This is a genomic window from Streptomyces sp. NPDC037421 (assembly GCF_055602105.1).
On record NZ_JBVJWV010000025.1, the window covers coordinates 61,798 to 84,331 of the forward strand.

General features: G+C 76.4%; 17 protein-coding genes and 1 pseudogene. 6 read left to right on the top strand and 12 right to left on the bottom strand.

The features are described from left to right. Window positions 1-25: 25 nt before the first annotated feature. A complete protein-coding gene (locus ACZ7IF_RS28730; RefSeq protein ID WP_470977078.1) occupies window positions 26-412 on the bottom strand; it encodes a hypothetical protein in 387 nt (128 codons plus the stop codon). Window positions 413-665: 253 nt separating this feature from the next. Here ACZ7IF_RS28730 and ACZ7IF_RS28735 point away from each other — a divergent pair, with 253 nt between their 5' ends. Further along, entirely contained in the window at window positions 666-1,952 is a 1,287-nt protein-coding gene (locus ACZ7IF_RS28735; protein WP_470977081.1) for a phytase, read from the top strand. Window positions 1,953-2,040: 88 nt separating this feature from the next. Here the strand turns inward: ACZ7IF_RS28735 and ACZ7IF_RS28740 are convergent. The 11 genes and pseudogenes from ACZ7IF_RS28740 to ACZ7IF_RS28790 all read right to left on the bottom strand — a co-directional run. Continuing rightward, a pseudogene (locus tag ACZ7IF_RS28740) lies at window positions 2,041-2,283 on the bottom strand (DUF2201 family putative metallopeptidase); the annotation flags it as partial. Window positions 2,284-2,344: 61 nt separating this feature from the next. Then, the gene (locus tag ACZ7IF_RS28745; protein ID WP_470977084.1) at window positions 2,345-3,535 is read right to left on the bottom strand and encodes a JmjC domain-containing protein; all 1,191 of its coding nucleotides are present in this window, start codon (window positions 3,533-3,535) and stop codon (window positions 2,345-2,347) included. Continuing rightward, complete coding sequence (locus ACZ7IF_RS28750) at window positions 3,532-4,494, bottom strand: thiopeptide-type bacteriocin biosynthesis protein (protein WP_470977087.1); 963 nt, start codon at window positions 4,492-4,494, stop codon at window positions 3,532-3,534. The genes ACZ7IF_RS28745 and ACZ7IF_RS28750 overlap by 4 nt, the downstream gene beginning before the upstream one ends. Next, entirely contained in the window at window positions 4,491-6,008 is a 1,518-nt protein-coding gene (locus tag ACZ7IF_RS28755) for a nitroreductase family protein (RefSeq protein ID WP_470977090.1), read from the bottom strand. Before ACZ7IF_RS28755 ends, ACZ7IF_RS28750 begins: the two co-directional genes overlap by 4 nt. 14 nt (window positions 6,009-6,022) lie before the next feature. After that, window positions 6,023-7,978, bottom strand: a complete 1,956-nt coding sequence (locus ACZ7IF_RS28760; protein ID WP_470977093.1) for a TOMM precursor leader peptide-binding protein — start codon at window positions 7,976-7,978, stop codon at window positions 6,023-6,025. Then, on the bottom strand, window positions 7,975-9,741 hold the full coding sequence (locus ACZ7IF_RS28765) for a hypothetical protein (protein WP_470977096.1): 1,767 nt from the start codon (window positions 9,739-9,741) through the stop codon (window positions 7,975-7,977). Before ACZ7IF_RS28765 ends, ACZ7IF_RS28760 begins: the two co-directional genes overlap by 4 nt. Further along, window positions 9,738-12,317, bottom strand: coding sequence for a lantibiotic dehydratase (locus ACZ7IF_RS28770; RefSeq protein ID WP_470977099.1), 2,580 nt, complete (start codon window positions 12,315-12,317; stop codon window positions 9,738-9,740). Before ACZ7IF_RS28770 ends, ACZ7IF_RS28765 begins: the two co-directional genes overlap by 4 nt. After that, window positions 12,314-13,174 carry an ABC transporter permease gene (locus tag ACZ7IF_RS28775; protein ID WP_470977102.1) on the bottom strand — a complete coding sequence of 287 codons (861 nt, stop codon included), beginning with the start codon at window positions 13,172-13,174 and terminating at the stop codon, window positions 12,314-12,316. The genes ACZ7IF_RS28770 and ACZ7IF_RS28775 overlap by 4 nt, the downstream gene beginning before the upstream one ends. After that, window positions 13,171-14,043, bottom strand: a complete 873-nt coding sequence (locus ACZ7IF_RS28780) for an ABC transporter ATP-binding protein (protein ID WP_470977105.1) — start codon at window positions 14,041-14,043, stop codon at window positions 13,171-13,173. Before ACZ7IF_RS28780 ends, ACZ7IF_RS28775 begins: the two co-directional genes overlap by 4 nt. After that, window positions 14,040-15,032 (bottom strand): hypothetical protein, encoded by a 993-nt coding sequence (locus tag ACZ7IF_RS28785; RefSeq protein ID WP_470977108.1) that lies wholly within the window; start codon window positions 15,030-15,032, stop codon window positions 14,040-14,042. The genes ACZ7IF_RS28780 and ACZ7IF_RS28785 overlap by 4 nt, the downstream gene beginning before the upstream one ends. A 204-nt stretch (window positions 15,033-15,236) precedes the next feature. After that, on the bottom strand, window positions 15,237-15,803 hold the full coding sequence (locus ACZ7IF_RS28790) for a hypothetical protein (RefSeq protein WP_470977111.1): 567 nt from the start codon (window positions 15,801-15,803) through the stop codon (window positions 15,237-15,239). Window positions 15,804-16,030: 227 nt separating this feature from the next. Here ACZ7IF_RS28790 and ACZ7IF_RS28795 point away from each other — a divergent pair, with 227 nt between their 5' ends. From ACZ7IF_RS28795 to ACZ7IF_RS28815, 5 genes are all read left to right on the top strand, one after another. Then, window positions 16,031-16,204, top strand: coding sequence for a thiazolylpeptide-type bacteriocin (locus tag ACZ7IF_RS28795; protein WP_125600985.1), 174 nt, complete (start codon window positions 16,031-16,033; stop codon window positions 16,202-16,204). Window positions 16,205-16,282: 78 nt separating this feature from the next. Next, on the top strand, window positions 16,283-17,968 hold the full coding sequence (locus ACZ7IF_RS28800) for a class I adenylate-forming enzyme family protein (RefSeq protein ID WP_470977114.1): 1,686 nt from the start codon (window positions 16,283-16,285) through the stop codon (window positions 17,966-17,968). Window positions 17,969-17,971: 3 nt separating this feature from the next. Continuing rightward, a complete protein-coding gene (locus ACZ7IF_RS28805; protein WP_470977117.1) occupies window positions 17,972-21,088 on the top strand; it encodes a non-ribosomal peptide synthetase in 3,117 nt (1,038 codons plus the stop codon). Next, entirely contained in the window at window positions 21,085-21,279 is a 195-nt protein-coding gene (locus ACZ7IF_RS28810) for an MbtH family protein (RefSeq protein ID WP_470977120.1), read from the top strand. The genes ACZ7IF_RS28805 and ACZ7IF_RS28810 overlap by 4 nt, the downstream gene beginning before the upstream one ends. Continuing rightward, window positions 21,276-22,523: a cytochrome P450 gene (locus ACZ7IF_RS28815; RefSeq protein WP_470977123.1), complete on the top strand. Its 1,248-nt coding sequence runs from the start codon at window positions 21,276-21,278 to the stop codon at window positions 22,521-22,523. Before ACZ7IF_RS28810 ends, ACZ7IF_RS28815 begins: the two co-directional genes overlap by 4 nt. Window positions 22,524-22,534: the final 11 nt, after the last annotated feature.

Below are 22,534 nucleotides of genomic sequence, written 5' to 3' on the forward strand. Positions count from 1 at the left end.
TGAGCAGGAGCATCGCCCGGAGGTGTCACCGCAGCAGTTGCGGGCGGTCGCCACGGAGCTCGCTCCTGCCCGCCTCCATGAAGGCATGGCGGCGCTCACGCTTGGTGGGGGCGGCCTGGCCGTTGGCCGCCACGTCGCGGATGGTCTGGTGCAGTGCCTCGGTGTAGTCGTGTGCAGGTTGGGCGACCTCATGGGAACAGACCAGCTCAACGGCTTTCTTGGCCAGCCACAAGGCGTGCAGGAACTCTTCCTCGGGGTCGTCCCCGGCCGGCAGACCAAGGCTCCTGCGGTCCAGCACCAATTCGACTCTCTGTGCTGCGGCCAGGAACTCCAGGATGGCCTCTTTGCGCTCCGCGCGCTCCGTTTCCGCTTGGCGTTGCCGGTCGCGCCTCACCTCGACGCGAGTCGCCAAGTACTGTCCCACGAGAGTGCCCGTCGTTCCGAGAAGGACACCGACCAAGGCGAGTACCGCTCCCCCACTCACTCCGTCCACGGCATCCAGGCTGTCCCATCGCGGCGCGCCGCGTCCAGGACTTCGTCCCCCCTGCCGGGCCCCGGGGGGTTCGCAGCGAGTTCAACTACCGGAAACCCTCCAGTCGCGGACATGACAAGCCCTCCTCCGAGTGTCTTCTTCGGCAGGGCAAACCCGTTACAGAGGAAGACATATGATGGTACGTCTGGCAGCTCGCGCCTCCGCGCTCGTGCTCTGCACGGCACTCGCGGCCTCCGTCGCCCTCCCGGCGCAGGCCTCCTCGATCAGCAGCATCCGGCCCGAGGCCGAGACCGCGCCGCTGTACGACGACGAGGCCGGCGGCGACGCCAACGCGGACGACCCGGCGATCTGGCGCAACGCGGCCGACCCCGGCCGCAGCCTGGTCGTCGCCACCGCCAAGCAGGGCGGTCTGCGGGTCTACGACCTGGAGGCGCGCCAGGTGCAGGCGGTCCCCGCCCCTGCCGGGCCGGGCGCCGGCGACGCACCCGGCCGCTTCAACAACGTCGACCTGGTCCAGGGCCTGCGCCTGGCCGGCGGGCGTGCCGATGTCGCGGTGGTCAGCGACCGCGGCAACGACCGGCTGCGGATCTACCGGATCGACCGGGACCGGCCCGGAGGCCCGCTCACCGACGTCACCGACCCCGGCGCACGCCCGGTCTTCTCCGCCGACCAGGCCGAGGTCAACGAGCAGAAGACCGCCTACGGTCTGGCCACCTGGACCGACCGGAAGACCGGCCGCTCCTACGCGCTCGTCAGCCAGCGCAACCGCACCCGGATCGCCCTGCTCGAACTGGTCGCCACTCCCGCCGGAACGGTCGACTACCGCCAGGTGCGCACGCTCGACCTGCCGTCCTCGTTCCGCCTGCCCAACGGTGCCGCCTGGACGCCCTGCGCCGAGCCGGGCGAGCTGCCGCAGGTCGAGGGCATGGTCGTCGACCCCGCCGACGGCACCCTGTACGCGGGGCAGGAGGACGTCGGCATCTGGCGCATCGACGCCGGCCTCACCGGCACGCCGAAGCTGATCGACAAGGTGCGCGAGTACGGCGTGCCCGGCACCTACGACGCGCAGACCGAGGAGTGCACCCGCGGCGCCGACCCCGGCTACGGCGGCAGGCGTCTGACGGCCGACGTCGAGGGCCTGACCCTGGTCGCCGAACCGGGCGGCGACGGCTACCTGCTCGCCTCCAGCCAGGGCGACAACACCTTCGTCGCCTACGACCGCGAGCGCGAGGACCACAACGAATTCGAAGGCGCCTTCCGCGTCACCGCGGCCTCGCCCGCCCTTGACGGCTCCGAAGTCTGCGACGGAGCAGCCGCCCTCAACGCACCGCTCGGCGAGCGGTACCCCCATGGTCTGCTGGTCGTGCAGGACGGCAAGGAGACGCCTGGTGACGGCGACCGCGAAGCCACCGGCTTCAAGTTCGTCGACCTGGGTGAGGTCCTCCACGCCATCGGCTGAACCGCCGCGGCGGGCGCGCGGTGCTTCCACCGTGCGCCCGACGGCCCGCCCGGGGGTCCCGTTCCGGAGTGGTTCGGTGATGACCCGGTCACCGGCCGATCTCCACCACGCGGGCCCACTCGGGCGGTGTGTCCGGCTCGTAGGCGGGGTCCTCCTCGTGGCGCGGGCGGCGGGCCTGCTGCCGGGGGAAGAGGCCGACCACCGTGCGGCACGGCGGGCGGTGGTCCGGCCAGGGGGTCTGGCCGTCGGTGAGGGCCACCACCACGTCCGGGCGGGGCCGGGCGCGCAGTGCCGTGGCGAGGCCGGTGCGGAGGTCCGTACCGCCGCCGCCCGCCGGGCCCGTCCACCGGGCCGCCGCCCCTCGGGAGGCGGCGGCCCGGCCGTGGTGGGCTTCAGGGCGTGCGGGTGAGGACGCCCTCCGCGTGAAGGCGGGCCAGGAGGGCGGCGGCGCCGGGGGGCTGGGGGAGCTGAGAGGGACGGAAGCGGTCGCGGGTCAGGAGGTCGGCGAGGAGCGGGGCCATCGCCGCCGGGACGGTCAGGCCGCGGGCGCCCAGGGTGAGCACCAGCCGGTCCCCGCGCATCTCGGCGCCCAGGACGGCGTGGGCGTTCACCGTGTACTCCGCGTCCTCGTCCGCTCCGGCGGAGAGGACCTGACGGGCGGGGTGGCGTACCGGGGAGGGGAATTCGGGGGCGCCGGCCGCGCGGACCAGGTCGACCAGGACGGAGTCGTCCGCCGCGCTCAGCCACTCCACCAGTTCGGTGCGCAGCAGCGCCATGTCCTTCTCCGCCGCCGCCCGGTCCCGGAAGAAGTCCGTGCTCAGCGGGAAGCGGCCGGGCAGGCCCGCGGCGCGCCCGGCGATCCGGGTCCATGCCCAGTGGCCGGTCCACTCGTACAGGCTGATCGTGAGGTGCACCGAGGCCGCGTCCGTGCTGCGCGCCGAGTGGATCCAGCCGCGCGGGAGCCAGAGGCAGTCGCCGGGCTCCAGGGTGAGGGTCCGGCCCTCCCCGCCGCCCTCGGGCAGGGTCCTGCCCGTCTCGTGGCTGAGCGGCTGCGCGAGCACGGGCTCCTTCAGGTTCCACCGCTTGCTGCCGTGGATCTGGACGATGAAGGAGTCCTGGGTGTCGTAGTGGTCGCCGAACCCCTGGGAGCCGGCCGGTGTCACGTACGCGTTCACGTTGACGGGGCGGCCCAGGTCGTGGCCGAGGCGCCGGCCGAACTCGGCGAGCGGGGCGGTCAGTTCCTGGAGTCCCTGGAAGACGAGGGTGGCCCCCTCCGCCAGCAGGCCGGAGATCTTGCGGGGGTCGGCGACGTCCGGGTAGAGCAGGCCGCCGTGCAGGCAGGACGCGTCGTCGGCCTGCCGGCCGTCGCGGATGACCCGGAACGCGGGCCTGCGCAGCGCCCGGTCGGTGAGCAGGCCGTCGACGTCGGCCAGGCCGAACAGGTCGGAGAAGTCTCCCGCGGCGCGGCGCAGCCGGGGTGCCGCCGGCAGGTGCGCGGCGAAGGCGGCCGGGTCCTCGACCAGGCGGCCGAGGGCGGTGCGGCGGGGCGCTGCCAGCGCCTGGCGGCTGTCGGTGGAGGTCATCGGGTGCTCCGGTGCGGGTCGGGGGCGGCGGGGTGCGGGGGGAGCGGCGCGAGCCGGGCGTAGGTGAGGAGTTCGTCGGCGATGCCGAGGCCGAGGCGGTTGTGGAGCATGTGCAGGTGGGAGAAGAGCAGCCGGCCGGGCAGGACGCCGGGCGTGCGCCCCCACACCTCGGCGGCGGCCGTCAGTTCGCTCTGCCACAGGGCCAGCGGGCCGCCGCCGGCCGCGGCGGAGGCGAGGACCGACCGTGCCTGCCCGGCCCGCCCGGGATCCTCGCCCGCTGCCGTCACCCAGCGGTCCACGTCGTCGGCGGAGTGGCCGTAGCCGAGCAGCCAGCGCCGCCACGAGGCGAGGCCGTGCGAGCGGAAGGCCTCCGCGTCGGGGCCGTCGCCGAGCGCGGCGGCGGCGCCCGCGGCGGCGCCGAGGGCGAACAGGGCGCGGGAGCTCCGGCCGCGCGGCCGGGAGGACAGGAAGGCGAGGACGAGGTTGCTGGAGAGCGTGAACAGGGACTCGGACAGGGCCATCAGCCCTTCGCCGCCGTAGCGTTCGCACTCCGGCTCGTACGCCGCCCCGTACACGCCCGTGGGCAGCGGGGGCGTGCCCTGGGGCAGGGCGGAGCCGGCCTCCCCGGCCCGGGCGAGGCGCTGCGCCTCGCGCCCGAAGGCGGCGTCGCCGAGGGGCTCCTCGCCGTCGCGCAGGGCGGCGGCGCCGGGCAGGGCCTCACGCAGGCGGCGTTCCGTCGCGTGTGCCTCGTCCGGTGTCAGGCCGGCGATGCGCAGTCTCAGGTGCGGGCCGGCCTGCCAGTAGCGTACGAAGAACCAGGGCCGGCCCGGGTGTCCGGCGATCGCCGGGGCGACCGCCTGGTGCAGGACGCGGTCGTGGGCGGACTGCGCGGTCGAGGGCAGGTGGAGGTGCCAGGCCGTCCAGGTGCGGGCCGTGCCGGTGGTGGTGGTGGTGGTCACAGTCGCATGTCCCATACCTGCTCGGTGAAGCGGCCCGTGCCGCTGATGACGGAGAGCAGCACGGTCTCGTCGGGCTCCAGGCCGAGCAGCCGCTGGGCGGGGATCTCGTCGAACGCCCGCGCCGGGCGCGCGTACAGGCCGTGTGCCGCGGCGGACAGGGACAGGCCCTGCGTCATCCAGCCGGCGGCGTACTGTGCGAGCGTCCATCCGGCGGGGCCGAACTCCTCCACCAGGCGGCCGGGCCGGGCGGTCAGGAACCACAGGGCCGTCGCGTGGCGCACGTCGCAGCCGTTGCCCGGGGTGAGCGGGTAGCCGTACTCGCGCTCCAGCCGGGCGTGGAGCCCGGTGCCGGCGGTGTCGCGGGCCTCGATGCGGGAGTCCCGCACCTCGTAGCGGCCGTCCGCGAAGCCGTCCACGTCCTGGACGACGGCGGTGACGCGGATCGCGCCGGCCACCGCCCGCAGCAGCCCCGGCGGCGGCACGGCCAGCCAGGCCGCGGCGTCGGTGAGCGCGGTGGCCGGGACCCGGCGGCGCCTTCCGTTCATTCCGGAGAGGCGGCGCGGCATCCGTCCGGCGGTCCGCTCGAACAGCACCTCCGCCCAGGACGGGCCGCGCTCCCCCGGCAGCTCCGGTATCGCGCCGGCCAGCGGCGCGGCCGGACCTCCCGCCCGCTGGGTGCGGTTGACGGCGACGACCTCGGCGAGGGCCGGATCGGGGCACGCGGTCTCGTCCCCGGCCCCGGAGGGCGGGGCCGGTGCGGGCGACGGGGCGGCGGCCGACGGGGTCTCGACGACCAGGGGCAGGGTCCACTGCCAGGCCGGGGCCAGTCCGAGGCCGGCGAGCAGCCCGGCGCCTTCGGCGCCCGGCAGGCGCAGCGCCCCCGCCACGCCGAACAGTTCCATGCCGACGGCCAGCGCGCGCAGGTTGATCCCCAGCTCCAGCTCGGTCAGCGGGCCGCGCAGGGGCCGGTAGTAGTCGGGCAGGTGCGTGAAGCGGCCCGCGAGGACGACCGCGGCCGGCTCCCCCGCCGCGCCCCGCCCCGTCGTCTCCAGCAGGGCGTGGCGGCCCGGGTCCACGAGCCGGCGGCGGCCGTCGCCGGTGACGAAGGCGTGGACGGGGAACTTGCTGCGGACCGAGGCGTATCCGCGGTGGTCGTTGTACGGGTTGGACGGTTCGCGGCGCTGGATGCCGAAGGCGGCGACGAGTGCGTGCCCGAGGCGCCGCTCCGGCGCGTCCGGGCCGTCCGCCGCGTCCGGGCCGTCCGCCGCGTCCGCCGCGTCCCTCTCCTCCAGCGCCTGCGCGGCGATCCGCCGGCGCGGGTACGGCAGGTCCGCGAGGTGCTCGTGGGTGCCCGGCGGCAGTGGTGTCCGGCGGTCGGGCAGGGTGCCGGGCGGGAGCGCCCCGGCGGTGCTCACGGGATGCTCGGTGACCCGGATCGGGGCGGTGACCAGGGCGTTCCCGGCGCCTTGGGCGAAGGCGAACCGCAGGACGTCCCGGGAGGACAGGGCAGCCATGGATGATCTCCTGGTCAGGGGAAGGGATGGGGGTCGTACGGGGCGGCGGCCGCGGGGCGTCCGGCCCCGGCGAGCGCCCGCTCCAGCCGGGGCAGGCCCGTCAGCCGCTGCTGGGCGTGGCCGAAGCACATCGGGACGATGCCGGGCACCACGGCCTTGGCCACGGCCAGCCCGAGGTCGGCGTGTTCCCGGGTGGTCTGGTCGACGACCACGACGGTGTCGAGTCCGGCGTCCGCGTAGAGCCGCTCCGTCCACCGCAGGGCGCCGAGTACGTCGCCGCCCGCCTCCTCGCGGAACCGCTGCGCCGCTGCGGGGAACGCCTCGTGGAGGCCGACCGCCGGGCCGCCGAGGACCGAGGTGATGCGGGGCAGGGTCTGCGGCAGGGAGTACAGGACGTAGTGGTCCTCCAGGACGTCCACCCGGTAGGGGTCCGCCAGCAGCCGTTCGGCATGGGCACGCTCCCAGTCGACGGGTTCGCGGACCAGCTGGGCCAGTTCCCACAGCGCCCCGCGTACCGCGCCGGCCGGGTCGGCGCCGGAGCCGGCCGCGGACCAGGTGGCCGGGTAGCCGCCCTCGCGGTGCACGGCGAGCGCCCAGACCGCCGGGATCCCGATGTCCTGGGTGATGACCAGCAGGTGGGCGTCGTAGCCCCGGGCCTCGATGGAGTCGAGCAGCATCCGGCTGACCGGGTCCTCCAGGGAGCCGGGGTCCACGGCCGGCAGGGGCCGGGCGCGGTGGAACGCCAGCAGGAAGGCGTCCCGCTCCGCCAGTTCGAACAGCGAGTGCAGCGCGGCCTCCTCCAGGCTCGACCCGAGCGCGCAGCCGCTGGAGGACTCCGGCTGGAAGTGCTGGCGGCGGCGGTCGGCCGGGGCCCGGCGGGCCCGGTGGCGGGCCATCCGTTCGGTGTACTCGTACTGGTAGAAGCCGACTTCGGCCGGGACGAGCACCGCTTCGCCGTCCCGCAGCCGGTGCCCCCACACCCAGTCGCGCGGTGTGGTCGCGTCGCCGGGCAGCACCCGGCTCATGGGGTGGGCGAGCTGCTCGGCCGTGTACCCGCCGAGGGAGGCCGGGTCCAGGGCACGGCCGCGGAGGTCCGCGTAGGGCGTGCCGGTGAGCACGGCGCCGTGGTGCGGGAAGCCGGCGAGGCGCTCGTACACCTCCAGCACGGCCAGCGGCTCCGACCGGTCGAACCGGGGCGCGCGCCCGTACCCCCAGGCCTTCGCGTCGGGGTGGACGGCGCTGCTCATCGCGAACGGCGCGTGCGTGTCCCGGATGACGCCGAGGACGGGCCCGAACCGGGGGTCGACGACGCGTTCGCGCAGGTGGCCGCGGTCCAGCAGGACGCGGCCGTGCGCGCCGCGGGCCGGGTCGTCCGGGTCTGCGGGACGGGACACCGGCTCCCAGCGTGGTGGCGGGGAGGCCGGGTCGGCCGGGGTGGTGGCCGGCTCGGCACAGACGGGGCAGGCGAGGCTGCGGCGCACCCGGTGGCGGCCGCTGCGCGGGCCGCCGACGGCGTGGAGTTCGCCGGGTGCGGGCGGTGCGGCCAGGAGGGAGGCCACGGCCGTCTCCAGCAGTTCGGGCAGGAAGGGGGAGGCCGCGGCGGGCAGCCGGCACGGCACGTCGAACTCCTCGACGAGCGGGTGGTCGGCCGTGATGCGCAGCCGTGCCTCCGCGCAGCCGGCGCAGCCGGCCGGGGTGGCGGGCACCCACAGGGGTCCGACGACCGCCTCCGTTCCGAGGACGCGTACGGACAGGTGCGGGCGGCCGGCGTGCGCGGCCTCCTTCCACTGCCGCGCCTCCCATCCGAGGTCCCAGCCGGCGTTCACCGCGACGGTGGCCCCGGTGCTGCGCGCGAGCGGCTCCAGTACCGCCGCCAGCAGTTCGCCGAGGCCCGGGGCGGCCGTGAGGCCGGGGCCCGTCGCGACGCGGCCGGCGGCGACGGTGGCCGTGGCCGTGGTGGTGGCGGTCATCCGGCGCTCACCCGGCCGTGCGCGAAGGGGAGTTCGCCGAGGACCGGGTCGTGGTCGGCCGGGCGACCGGTGAACTCCAGGTCCCGTGCCGCGGCGTACGCGGTGACCTCGGCCCGCAGCGCGGCCACCGCGGCGTCGCCGACGCGCTCCAGCGCGGCGGTGCCGGGTCCGTCACCGCCGAGGTCGGCGCCGCGTGCCGCCCGGGTGCGGATCCGGGCGAGCGCCTCCGCGAGGGCCTCGGTGACCGCGCCGTCGGCGTCCGGGCCCCAGGCGGCGGCGAGCGGCGTGCCGTCCTGGGTGGCGACGCGGGCCAGCGGCCAGGACAGGCCGGGCAGTTCGTGCAGCTCGACGCGTACGGGGACGTCCTCGTAGTCGGCCAGTACGCGCCACAGCCCGCGGGGGCGCGCCGCGAGCGCGTCGAAGTCGGCCGGGGAGCCGTCCGGGCCGGTCCCGGCGGCCAGCAGCCGCAGGGCGCCGTCCAGGAGCCAGCGTTCGGCGGTGGTGCCGGCCGCGGCGGCCGTGTCGCGTTCCTCCGGCAGGGCGGCGCGCAGCACCCCCAGCGCGGCCTGGAGGGCCGCCTCCTGCTGGTTGTCGCCCGGGGCGACGACGGGCCGGGCAGCGCCCGCGGCCGGCCGGGCCTGCGCCAGTGCGACCGGGAGCTGCGGCAGGTCGTAGGGGGTGGGCAGGGTGTAGAGGCCGGTCCAGGCCCCGGCGAGGGACTCGACGGCCTCGGCGCTCGCCGCGGCCGCCGGGGCGGGCGCGGAGGCGGCCTCGGACAGGGCGGCGCGCGCGGCCCTGTCCGGGGTGACGGGGTGCACCGGCGCCTCGACGCGGTCGGCGGCCGGTTCGTCGCCGTGCACGAGGTAGGCCTCCGCGGGGTCGGCGCCGGTGGTGAGGGCGTGGAACACGGCCCGCCCGGCGAGGGCTCCGGCGAGGGCGTCGCCGACGGGGCGGGTCACCGGCGGAGCCGGCTCCGTGGCGCTGTGGTCGGCGACGCGCCGGTGCAGCGCGGTACGGCGGGCGGCGGCGGCCGGGCCGTCGAGCACGGGGCCCACCAGGATGAACGCCTCCTCGAAGGCCACGGGCACCACGGGCCGGCCCTGCGGCAGGCGCTCCAGCCAGGCCGCCCACACGTCGGCCGGGTCCGCCGGGTCCGCCGGGTCCTGTTCCGGCGTCCGGCACAGGACGTACGCGTCGGCGTCCACGGCCGCGGGCGGCGGGCCGCCCCGCGGGCCGAGCTCGTGGACCTCGGCGCCGAGCTGGCGGGCCGTCGTCGCGACGGCCCGCGGGTCTGGGACGGCCAGGAGCAGCCGGCCCGCTCCGGCCCGGTGCAGGCCGCGGGCGGCCGGGGCGACGGCCTCGGGCGGCCCGCACAGCAGCACGGCCGAGGCGCGCAGCGCCGCGAAGTGGCCGTACGGGTCGTCGCTGGCCGCTTCCAGTTCGGCGAGCGCGCCCGCGTGGCGGCGGCGTTCCGCCTCCGACGGCGGCGGCGCGGTGAAGCGGGCCGGGTCGAGCAGCAGGCCGTGCGCGTCGAAGGTCTTCAGCAGGTGCCGCACCACCGGCCGGGACCGCTCGGTGCCGAGTGCGGCGACCAGGCCGTCCTCCGTGCTGCCGTCCTCCAGCGCCGGTACGCACACGTCGGCGACGCCGAACAGGGCCTCCGGCCCGCGCAGCACGAACTGCCCGCGGTCGTGGCCGAAGTACACCCCGCTCTGCACGGGCGCGTAGTGCAGCCCGGGCCGCAGTATCCGCAGATCGCTCAACGTTCTTCCTCCGCCATGTACGTGAACCGGCCTCCTGGGGCCCGTCCGATCTCCACCACCCACTCGAAGGCGTGCGCCGAGGCGCCGACGCCCGGCAGGGCCTCCTCCGCGTAGCCCGTTCCGCCGCGTTCCAGCAGCCGGGGCAGCACCCGTGCCATGAGGGCGCTGCGCAGGTCGGCGTACTGCGGTTTCTGCCGCCTGCGGTCCTGTGCCGCGGCCCGGCGCGTCGGGTCGGCCACGGTCTTGAAGACCAGCTCGGGCGGTACGCCGTGCCGGGCCCGCCACGCCGTGAGCGCGAGCAGCCGGTCGGCGTCGCCGGGGCCGGCCGCGAGCGCGGCGCCGAAGTCCTCGCCTGGGTACCAGCGGCGCCGGGACAGTACGACGTCCCCTGCCGCGAGCCGCGGGCAGGCGTGGGTCGCGGCCGGGTCGCCGCCCGCGAGGCGGTGCCGGGCCCCCACCACGTCGTTGACGAGCCGGCCGCCGCTGAGCAGCCAGGTCGCGATGCGCAGGGGCGCCGGGTACAGCTCGGGGAAGCCGGCGCCGAGGGTGACGGCGCGCAGCTCGCGGCCGTCGGGGCGTTCGACGCGCAGCCGTCCGGCGGCCGGGTCGTGGGCCAGGCGCAGGCCGTACCAGTCCTGGGCGTGCAGTCCGTCGGGGAGCACGGGCGGGTGGGCGTTCACGTTGAGGCGGTGCAGGCCGAGGTCCTCGGCGACGGCCGCGCCGTCGTGGCCGTAGCGGGCCGTGAGCCGGTCGGCGAGGCGGCGGGCGGCGCCGCCGCCGGCCGCGGCGTCCGCGGCCAGGAACCGTCCGTAGAGCATGCCGTGTCCGGCGTAGGCGTCGTTGACGACGAGCCGGTCGCCGGCCGGCTGCACCAGTACCCCGTACGAGACCGGGTCCCGGCGCAGCGCCTCGGGCAGGCCGTCGGCGAGCCCGGCGAGCTCGGACGGCTTCCACAGCACCTCCTCGTCGGCCGGGTCGCGGCCCGCGAGGTCCGAGTGGAGTGCGTCCAGGGCCTGCCTGCGCAGGGCGCGCAGGGTCTCCAGGGAGCCGTCGGCGGGGCCGAGGCCCTGTTCGCCGTGGACCCGGTAGCGCGTCTCCCGGTCGTACACCTCGCGCACCAGGCCGTCGGCGTGCTCCCACAGGGGGATGCTCGCGCCGGAGCCGAAGCGGTCGGTGAAGGCGGCGGTGAGCAGCTGCCGTACGTCGTGCATGCGGTCGAAGAGGCTCTGGAACTCCACGACGCGGCCCAGGTCGTCCAGTTGCCGGCGCCAGGCCCGGGTGGTGAGGGCCACGGGCGGTGCGACGTAGTCCTCCTCGACGAGCATGGTGGCGGGCCGGCCGGCCGCGCGGCTGAGTTCCGCGGCCGCTCCCCGTACGTCGGCCAGTACGGAGGCGCGTTCGGCGGCGGACGCGGCGGCCAGCCGGGGCAGTCGCTCCCGGACGGTCGCCAGGTGGCCGCGTACCTGCTCGGCCCCGTTTCCCCCGGGCGGGGTCAGGGGGTCGGTGTGCCAGTCCTCGGGGCCGACGGCGGTGCACAGGATGCCCACGTGCACGGCGTCCGTGAGGGTGCGCACGGCGTCGGGGATGCTGAGGTCGAGGACGCGGGCGGCCTCGGCGGCGACGTCCGCGATCGGGCGGGGGCCCATGGCGGTGAGCGCGAGCATCACGCGCAGGGACTCGCTCGCCGGGGCGGCCAGCAGCCGTACTCCGGCGTCGGTGGCGTGCAGGAACGTGTAGCGGCCCGTTTCGGGGTCGAGTTCGGCCGTCGGGGGGCGCTGCACCCAGCCGTCGGGGGCGGGGAGCCGGCTGGGCGCGCCGGGCAGGCCGGCGGCTACGTAGCCCGCCATGACCCGGTCCAGGGAGAGGTGGGACTCCGCGCCGGTGAAGGCGGCCTCGCCGGGGCCGGCGCCGTGCTCGCCGGGGACGGCGAGGGCGACGGCGGTGAGGCGGGAGAGCGGGCTGGTGCGGACCATGGCGCGGGTGACGTACTGGAGCAGGCCGCGCTCGGACTTGCGCAGCCGGGCGGGGGGTTCGCCGGTCAGGGCCACGGCCTGCCGGTAGCGTTCGGCCGCGCCGTCGACCTCGGGGGCGAGCAGCACCAGGGAGCGGCGCAGGTCCTCGTCGCCCAGCAGGGCCGCGAGGTGGCGGCGTTCGCGTGCGACGGCCCCGTCGTGGGCGTCCCGCACTTCCCGGCGCAGCCGTGCGAGCCGTTCCCGGGCGGCGTGCCACAGCGGTACGGCGGGTACGGGGGGCCCGGCGGTGAGCGGGCCGGGGGCGCGGCCGTTGTGGATGGCCCGGCGCAGCGCCACGAGGCGGGCCCGCTCCTCCCCCGTGGTGTCGCCGATGCGGACGTACAGCTGGTCGGAGCAGTCCGCGGCGAGGGCGGCCGTGGCGCGTTCGGCTTCGGCCAGCCGGGTCACCAGGCCGGCCAGGGGGGCGTCGGCCAGGGGGGTGCGGCGCAGCGGGTTGACGCGGAGCATCCACACGGGCTCCGTGCCCGGGGCCGTGGGGCCGGGGGCGGTGCCGGTGGTGGTGCCGGTGCCGGCGGTGTTCGTGGTGGTGTCGGTGTCGGTCATGACAGTCCCTTTCGCAGGAGGCGGCGCTGGGCCAGCACGCACAGCACGAGTCCGCCGGCCGTCCAGGCGAGCAGGACGAGGCTGAGGCGGCCCGTTTCCCAGCCGTGCGCGGGCTCCGCGGCGGCCAGGGAGTCGGGCAGGAGCGCCGCGCGCATGCCCTGCGCCAGCCACTTGAGGGGGAAGAGGGCCCCGACGTGCTGGAGCACATCCGGCAGCTGCGCGAACGGGTAGTAGACGCCGGAGACGAACTGGAGGAGCACGAACGGGAACTGGAGCACCGCGCCGATGCCCCGCCGGTCGGTGGCGAGGGAGCCGATGGCGATGCCGAGGAAGGAGTTGGCCAGCACCCCGACGAGGAACACCCACAGCAGGAGCACCCAGCGGCCGGGGGAGGCGGGCGGGACGAATCCGAAGGCCGCCCAGGCCACCACCGGTACGAGGACGAGCTGCAGCGTGCTCAGCGCCAGGACCAGCAGGGCCTTCGACAGGAAGTACGCGACCGGGCTCAGCGGGGTGCCGCGCAGCCGCTTGAGGGTGCCGTCCCCGCTCTCCAGGGCGGTGCCGATGGCGAGGGTGTTGAAGGCGGCGGACATCACGCCGGAGGCGAGGACGCCCGCCACCACCACGTCGTGGACGGGGACGGAGGTACCGGGCACGGAGCCCTTGAAGAGGGTCCCGAACAGCAGCATCAGGGCCAGCGGCAGCAACGTCCCGAAGACGAGCGCGGTGCGGTTGCGGAAGAAGACGCGGATCTCCGCCCGGCCGCGCCGCAGCCCGGTGCGGACGGCGCCCGGCAGGGGCCGCCCCGGGGTGTCCCGGTGGGCGGCGGCCGGGGTGCCGGCGAGGGGTGTGCTCATGTGCCCGTGCTCCCGGGTGCGTGGTCGATCAGTTGCAGGTACCGGTCCTCCAGGGACGGACGCCGGACTTCCAGGTCCGGTACGTCGGCCCCGAGGCGCGCCTGGAGGCCGGCGAGGAAGCCCGGTACGTCGTGCGTCCGCGTACGGCGCGTCTCGCCGCCCTCCCGCCAGCTGATCTCGCTGCCCGCGTCGGCGGAGCCGAGGTCCCGGGGTGCGCAGACGCTGATGATCCGGCCCGCGCGCAGGACGGCGACGCGGTCGGCGAGGCGCTCGGCCTCGTCGAGGTAGTGGGTGGTGAGCAGGATGGAGGTGCCGGCTTCCTTGAGCCGCTCGACGAGTGCCCACAGTTCACGCCGGGCTTCGGGGGCGAAGCCGGTCGTCGGCTCGTCGAGGAAGAGCAGCGCGGGCCGGCCGGCGAGGGCCAGCGCGACGTCCAGCCTGCGGCGCTGTCCGCCCGAGAGGGTGGACACCGGCTGACGGGAGCGGTCCCCGAGGCCGACGAGACCGAGGAGTTCGCCCGCCGGGACGGGGTCGGAGTAGCAGCGGCCGGTCTCGGCGGCGAGTTCACCGACGCGCCAGTAGCCGTGGTCGGAGGAGGCCTGGGGGACGATCCCGATGCGGTCCCGCCAGGCCCGTCCGGCGGTCGCCGGGTCGGCTCCGAGGACGCGTACGGTGCCCGCGGTGCGGGGCCGGTGGCCCTCCAGGATTTCGACGGCGGTGGTCTTCCCGGCGCCGTTGGGGCCGAGCAGGCCGAAGACCTCGCCCCTGCCGACCTCGAAGGAGATGCCGTCCAGCGCGGTCCGGTCGCCGTAGCGCTTGACGACGTCGACGGCCTCGACGGCCGGCGCGCCGCCGCGGGCCCCGCTCACGCGGCGGCCTCCGTCCGGTGCGGGGTGCGCCCGGCGAGGCGCTCCTGCCAGGTGACGCCGGTGATCTCGTCGACGGTCTCGGCGACGGCGTGGCACAGGTAGTAGCGCATCATCGGGGAGACGCCGAACAGCGGCAGCTGCCGGTAGAAGAGGTTGATCATCAGCCGGTACGCCAGGAACCACGGCGCCCCGAGACCGGTGACCCCGGCTTCCGCGACGGCGGTGTGGAAGGCACTGCGCGCGGTCCCTTCCGGCGCGTCCTCCTGGGCGCCGGCCAGCGAGTCGAGCAGTTCCGGGGTGGTCTCCCCGTGCACGGCCGAGGCCTCGAACAGGCCGGATCCGTACGACAGGGCCCCGCGCCACCGGGCCGCCCCGGCGCTCTCCCCGCCGGTGAGGGCGCGCTCGACGACGGGGCGCAGGACGGCTCGCTCCGCGTCGAGCCGCCGCCGGAACGCGGCCCGGGGGTCCTTGCCGGGGCCGGCCCAGTGGAAGAACGCCTCGGCGTGGGAGCGGAAGGAGAAGGTGCCGTGCGGCGCCCCGTACGGGTGGACCGCGGCGAGCGCGGTGAAGGCCTCCGCCATCCGCACCAGGGCGCTCCCGGGGTCCCGGGCGAGGGACTCCAGGCAGTGCACGACGGGCGCGGTCATCCGGGACAGGGCCAGTTCGCGCAGCGGCAGGACCCGCTCGGGCCAGCCGGGGTGGGCCTGCGCGGCGGGGACGAGGCGCACGGCGCCGTGCGGGGCCATGGGCAGGTAGGGCGGGTCCACCTGTTCGAGGCGGCCCAGTTCGCGGGCCTGCGCGAGGTAGGCGCGCTCGGTGAGGGGTTCCCGGTCGCCGATCGGGGGGGCTCCGGCGCGGGAGGCCAGGGCCTTCCAGGGGAGCGGTCCGGACGGGCCGGGGCGGGCGACGACGTCGACGTGCGGACCGTGCAGCCAGCCGCGTTCGAGATATACGACGGGCGCGCCGTGCACGGTCCGCAATTCGCGCACCAATGGCACGAGACGGTCCGCAGACCATCTCGGATTCATCGGGACCCTGCTGAATACGCGTATTCCCACGGGGTCTTCGACTTCTTCTTCCAGGTTCACCGTCACGTCTCCCTCTTTCACGGCGACATTGTGGTCGGCCGGAAGCGGGGAGAAGTGTCCAAGGCGGTGTTTCCCTGACACTTGTCACGGCGTGCGTGACAAGTGTCATCCGCGGGGCAGGCCGGCGCGGGGGCGGGCTCCGGTGGCCAGGACGGCCGCCCACAGCGCGCCCGCGCAGCCGAGGCCGGGCAGTGCCTGCCAGATCCACGGGGTGGTGTCCGGCGCCGCCAGGGCGGTGGCGGCGGTCACCGCGACCACCCCCACCATCACCGCGCCCAGCACGCGCAGGAGGGGGGCGCCGAGGACCCGGGCGAGCGGGAAGAAGTGCCCGCCGACGACGAGCGCGGCCCAGGAGAAGGCCAACTGGGGAGTGTGGAGGCGGCTGTTGATCAGCCCGGCCCCGACGCCGAGCAGGACGGCCTGCACCACCAGGAGCCTGACGAACGCGCGCCCGCGCGGCTGTGCGGGGGCGGCCGGGGCCGGGGCCGGCCGGCTGCGGGAGCGCAGGACGGCGAAGGTCACGGCGACGACGAGCACGGCACCGGCCGCGGCCGCGACCCCGCGCGCGGAGCCGTGCAGCGCGCTCAGGCCTATGAGGAACCACGCGGCTCCGAAGACGGCCCCGATCAGCGGTCCGCGGGGCGCGCGTCCGGTACGGGAGTTGGGGTCCATGGGGCCTCCTTTTGCACGGGTCACGGCGCTCACTCTAAGGCCCCCGGATGCGGCCCCATACCGCAGAAAATGACTTCGGACCGATTTCGATGACGTTTGTCATGCGAGTCGTGAACATTGTCAGAGATGAGATCCGAGCTGTTTCGGCCGACCCGTTTCCTGGTGCAGCATCAGCTCGTCGGTCCGAATACGGGCCGCATTCGAAGAACCCGAAAGGAACCACCATCATGGCGAACACCACCGCTGTTGCCGACTTCGACCAGCTCTTCACCTCCTTCGACATCGAGGAGCTCGAGGTCCTGGACGTCGCCGACGGCGTGGCCCTCCCGGAGATGGGCGCTTCGAGCGGCAACGCCCTGTGCTGCTCCTCGTCCTCCTCCTCGTCGTCGTCCTGCTGCTGATCCGACGACGTCCCACCCTGTCCGTCCGGCGGCCCAGGCCGCCGGACGGGCCGGACATCCGGAGCACGGAGGAGCAGCGTGACCCCGAACCCGCCCGCCAGGGAGCACTACGTCTCCCGCGTCCTGGACGTACTGGCCGCCGGGCCGGACGCCGTCGCGGTGCGCTGGCGCGACCTCGAACTGACCGGCCGCCGGCTGCGCGACGCCGTGCTGCGCGCCCGTGACGCACTCGCGGCCACCGGCCTGCCCGGCCCGCCCGGGGCGTCCCCGCCCGCCGTCGGGCTCCTCACCGAGAGCAATCACCCGGCCCTGCTGGCCCACCGCTACGCGGCCCACCTGCTCGGCGCCACGGTCGTCCACCTGCGCTCCACGAACCCCGGACCCGACGGCGCGCTCCTCGACGCCGGCGCACAGGCGGCGATCCTGGCCGAGAACGGCGCCGGCGTCCTCGTCGTGGACCCGGCGCACGCCGGGCACGCCGAGGCCGTCCGCGCCCGCACGCCCCACCCCCTCACGGTGATCGTCACCCGCGGCTTCGACGAGCCGGCCGGGGACGGGGAGGCCCGTGCCTCCCGAGGACTGCCCGCTCCGGTGCCCACCCCCGGGGCGCTGGAGCGGGCCACCGTCGTCACGTACACCAGCGGCAGCACCGGCCGGCCCAAGGGCGTGTCCCAGCCGCTCGCCGCCTGGAGCGACCTGGTGCTCGACGACGCCGCCCAACTGGCCGCGGAGAAACCCGTGATGCTGGTGGTGACCCCGCTGAGCCACGCCGCCGGGCCGATGGCGGACGCGGTGCTGTGCGCCGGCGGGGCCCTGGTGCTGCACGAGCGCTTCGAGGCCGCGGCGGTGCTCGACGCGATCGCCGCGCACGCCGTCACCCGCACCTACCTGGCCGTGCCGCACCTGTACGCGCTGCTCGACCACCCCGGCCTGCCGGGCCGCGACCTCGGCGCGCTCCGCGCACTGGTCTACAGCGGCTCGCCGGCCTCCCCCGAGCGGCTCGCGCGCGCCCGCGAGGTCTTCGGCGCGCGCCTGGTGCAGTGCTACGGCACGACCGAGGCGGGGCGCGTCACCGTACTCGAACCCGTCGACCACTGGGAGCACGAACTGCTGCCCTCGGCCGGGCGGCCCTTCCCCGGTGTGGAGGTCCGCGTGTGCGCCCCCGGGGGCGGCACCCGGCCGCTGCCCGACGGCGCCACCGGCGAAGTGCTGGTCCGCTCACCGCAGATGATGACCCACTACACCGGCGGGCCGGGGGCGTTCCGCGACGTCCTGCACGACGGCTGGCTGCGTACGGGCGACCTCGGCCGCTGGGACGCGTACGGCTACCTCCACCTCGTGGACCGGCTGGACGGAGTCATCAAGACGGCCGGGGTCAAGGTCCGCCCGGCCGAGGTGTCGCGGGCGCTGCTCGCCACCGGGGCGGTCGCCGAAGCCGTGGTCCACCGGGTGGTGGACGGCGACGCGGGCGAACACGTCGGCGCCGCGGTCACCGCCGCCGCCGTCGCCGGGTTCGCCGACGGGCTCGCCGACGGGGATGCGTACGCCCTGCTCGGCCGCCTCACGGCCGCCGTGGCGGAGCGCCTGTCGCCCGCGCACGCGCCCTCGCGGATCGCCCTGTGGTCCCGGATCCCGCTGACCGACAACGGCAAGCCCGACCTGCGGCGCATCGGCGCACCCGGGGGCGACCCGGACGTGATCGCCTTCGCCGGGCCCGCCACCCGTACCGCCCGTACCGCCCGACACACCGAGAACACGAGGTAAGACATGCCATCGCCGCTCACCCCGGCGCAGCGCGGGCTGCTGGTCACGCTCGTCTACGGCCGCCACCAGGACGCCCCCGAGCTGTACAACCTGCAGCTCGTCCTCCGGCTGGAGGGGCCGCTGGACGCGGCGCGGCTGCGCTCGGCCGGAGACCGGCTGCTGTCTCACCACGCCGTCCTGCGCACCGGGTTCACCCACCGGGACGCCGGACCGGCGGCGGTCGTGGCGGCCGCCGGGGACCTCGCCCTGCCCTGGCGGGAGACCGACCTGCGCGGCCTCGACGCGCGGGTGCGGGAGGAGGAGGCCGAGCGCCTCGCCCGTCAGGAGCGCGACACGCCCTTCGCGCTGGACGCCCCGCCGCTGCTGCGGCTCCTGCTGATCAGGACCGGGGAGGAACGCTCCGTACTGGTCCTGACCCACCACCACCTCGTGTGCGACGGGTGGTCGCAGCCGCGGCTGCTGAAGGAACTGTTCGCCGGGTACGCCGCCGCGCCGGGCGCACAGCCGGAGCCGGGCGCGCAGCCGGGCGCGCTGCCCGCGCCGGAGCCGGAGCACGGGTCGGGGGCCCTTCCGGCCGCGGTGGACGGCCCGGCCGCCGAGCGGGGCTGGCGCTCGCTCCTCGCCGACGCCTCCCCGCTGCTCCTGGGCGCCGGCCTCACCACCGCCCCCGTGCGGCTGGCCCGCCACCTCGACGAGCGGCGCAGCCGCGGGGTCGTGGCGCGCGCCGAGGCCGCCGGGGTCACCCTGGACGCCGTCGTACAGGGCGTCTGGGCCGCCCTTCAGGCACTGTCGGCCGGCCGGGACCGCGTGGTCCTCGGCGGGCTGCCCGCCGGGCGCGGAACGCGGGGCGCCGAGCCCCCGATCGGCGCCCACGCGACGCTCCAGCCCGTCCCGGTGGCGGTGGACCCGGCCCGGTCCTGGACGGAGCTGGTGACCGGGGTCCAGGACCGGCTGGACGAGCTGGCGCCCTGGTCGGCGGAGTTCGGCCCCGCCGATGTCCAGCGCATCGCCGGGTGCGGGCCGCTCTTCGACACGGTCGCCGTCGTCGAGCGCGCGCCGCTGGCCGCCGCCGAGTTCGACGTGCTCGTACCGGGGCTGCGCCTGGAGTCGTCGGTCTCGCACGACGCCAACCACTACGCCGCCGGCTTCTCCGTGGTCCCGGGCGACCGCCTCGCCCTGCGCCTGGACCACCGCCCGGGGGCGCTCGGCCACCTGGCTCCGGAACGGCTGCTGGACTGCCTGGAAGCGGCCCTGACGGAGTTCGCCGAGCACCCGGAGCGGCCCGTCGGCCTGCTGGCCCTGCCCGGCGCCGTCGAGAGCCCTCCCGCCGCGGAGCCGGAGCCCGGCGCGCCGCCGCTGACCCTGGCCTCCGCCGTGGCCCGGTACGCCGCCGCCACCCCCGGGGCCGTCGCGCTGTCCTCCCCCGAGGGCGACCTGACGTACGCGCAGCTCGACGCGGCCGCCGAGCGGTTCGCCCGCCGGCTCTCCGCCGCCGGCGCCGGGCCCGGCGCGGTCGTCGCCCTGCTGCTGCCCCGCTCGCGCGCCATGACCGTCGCCCAGCTCGCCGTGCTGCGCACGGGCGCCGCCTACCTGCCGGTGGACCCGTGCTATCCGGCGGCGCGGGTGCGGTACATGGTCCGCGACGCCGCACCGGCCCTGGCCGTGGTCAGCGCCGAGACCCTGCCGTCCCTGCCCGCCGACGCGGCGTGCGGCCGCGTCCTCGTGGACCCGGCGGCGTTCGACGCCACCGCGGCGACGGCCGTGGCGCCGCCTCCCGACGCGGACCCCGAGGCGCCCGCGTACGTCATCTACACCTCGGGGTCGACCGGCGACCCGAAGGGCGTCGTCGTCCCCCACCGGGGTCTGGCGGACCTGGCCGCCACCCTCCTCGACCGCTGCGCCGCCGACTCCGCCGCACGGGTCCTGCAGTTCTCCTCCCCCAGCTTCGACGCCGCGGTCCTGGAGAGCGTGCTGGCCTTCTCCGCGGGCGCCACCCTCGTCATCCCGCCCGCGGGCGCCACCCTGGTCGGGGAGACCCTCGCCGACCTGCTCGCCGCCGCGCGCGTCACCCACACCCTCATCCCGCCGGCCGTCCTGGCGACGCTGCCGGCCGACGCGCCGCTGCCCGCACTCGCCACCCTGATCGTCGGCGGCGACGCCTGCTCCGGCGACCTCGTGGCCCTCTGGTCGCGCGGCCGACGCATGATCAACGCGTACGGTCCGACCGAGTCCACCGTGGCGGCGACCCTGCACGGGCCGTTGTCCGGCACCGCCGCCCCGCTGATCGGCCGTCCCGTACGGGGAACACGGGTGGCCGTGCTCGGCCCCGGACTCCAGCCGCTGCCGCCCGGCATGACGGGCGACCTCTACGTGGCGGGCCGCGGCGTCGCCCTCGGCTACCTGGGGCGGCCCGCCCTGACCGCGCAGCGCTTCGTACCCGATCCCTGCGGTCCGCCCGGCTCCCTCATGTACCGCACCGGCGACCGGGCCCGCTGGACCGAGGACGGGAAGCTCGCCTACGAGGGCCGCGGCGACGACCAGGTCAAGGTCCGCGGCTTCCGGGTCGAGCCGGGCGAGGTGGAAGCCGCGCTGCGCACGCACCCGGCCGTCGCACAGGCCGCGGTCACCGCCCGCCCCGAACCCTCCGGCGACCGGGTGCTGGCCGCCCATCTCGCCACCCGGCCGGGAGCTCCCGGCGTGGACGCCGCGGAGCTGAGGCGGTACCTGGGCACGCTGCTGCCCGGCCATCTCGTGCCCGCGGAGTACCACCTGTGGGACGCCCTGCCGCTGACCGCGAACGGCAAGCTGGACCGCGCGGCCCTGCTGGAGCACCGCCACGAGGGCGCCCCCGGCGAGACCGCCCCGGACGGGGCCGGCGACACCCCCGACCCCGACCTCGCCGTGCTCGCCGCGCTCTTCGACGAGGTGCTCGGCGTCCCGGGCACCGGCCCGGACGACGACTTCTTCGGCATCGGCGGCAACAGCATCCGCCTCGTCCAACTGATCACCCTGGCCCGCCGGGCCGGGTTCGGCATCGGCCCGCGCGACGCGCTCGCCGGCTGCACCCCGCGCGGCCTGGCCCGCGCAGCGCGTCGCAAGGAAGGAAGCACCGCCCGATGAGGAACACCTTCGACGACGAGGACGGCCGGTTCCTCGTACTGTGCGACGGCACCGGCCGCCCGGCCCTGTGGCCCGCCTTCGTCCCCGCCCCGCAGGGCTGGCGGGCGCTCCACGGGCCCGCCGGCCGCGCGGACTGCCTGGAGCACGTCACGCACGCCGCCGCGACGCTCCCCGGCGAGGCCCGCCGATGACCGGCCTGCGGCAGCCCGTACGCGGAGACGCGCCGCGGCACCTGCCCGCCGGCCCCGGCCTCGACCTGTCCGACCCGGTCCTGCACGCCGAGCAGGACCTCACCGGGGTCTGGCGCACCCTGCGCGACGAGGATCCCGTGCACTGGCAGCCGCCCCGCGACGGCAGGCCGGGCTTCTGGGTGGTGACCCGGCACGAGGACGTGTCGGCCGTGTACCGGGACGCGCGGACCTTCCGCTCCGACCGCGGCAACGTCCTCGACACCCTCCTCGCGGGCGGCGACTCGGCGGGCGGCAGCATGCTGGCCGTGACCGACGGCCCCCGCCACGCGCGGCTGCGCACCGCCCTGATGAAGTCCTTCTCGCCGCGTGCACTGGACGGCGTCGTACGCAGCGTGCGGACCGCCACCGCGGCCCTGCTGGAGGAGGCCCTCGAACGGGGCGGCTGCGACTTCGCCCGGGACGTCGCGGCGCGGATCCCGCTGCGTGCCATCTGCGACCTGCTCGGCGTACCCGGGGCGGACCGCGACGAACTGCTCGCCCTCACCTCCGCCGCGCTCGGCTCCGAGCACGCGGACGCCGGCCCGGACGAGGCCTGGCTCGCGCGCAACGACATCCTGCTGTTCTTCGCCGACCTGGCCGCGCGGCGCCGGGACGCCCCCGGCGACGACGTGATCAGCGCGCTGGCCGGCTTCCGCCCGGGCGGCGAGCCGCTGACCGACGAGGAGATCGTCCTCAACTGCTACAGCCTGATCCTCGGCGGCGACGAGACGACCAGGCTGTCGATGATCGGCGCGGTCCGGGCGCTCCTCGCGCATCCCGGGCAGTGGCGGCTGCTGCGCGCCGGGGAGGTGTCCACGCGGTCCGCGGTGGAGGAGGTGCTGCGCTGGACCTCCCCGGCGCTGCACGCCGGCCGGACCGCGGCGGCGGACGTGGTCCTGCGGGAGCGGGCCATCGCGGCCGGCGACATCGTCACCGTGTGGAACGTCTCCGCCAACCACGACGAGCGGGTCTTCGACCGGCCGGACCGCTTCGACCTGGCCAGGACCCCGAACCGGCACGTGTCCTTCGCGTACGGCTCCCACTTCTGCCTCGGCGCGTACCTGGCACGGGTCGAGATCGGGACGCTGCTCGACGGGCTGCGGACCCTGGTGGGGACGATGGAGGCGGCCGGACCGGTCAGCCCCGTCTACTCCAACTTCCTGAGCGGATCGGCGCGCCTGCCGCTCAGCTGGTCGCGGGCGTGAACCGGTGGGGG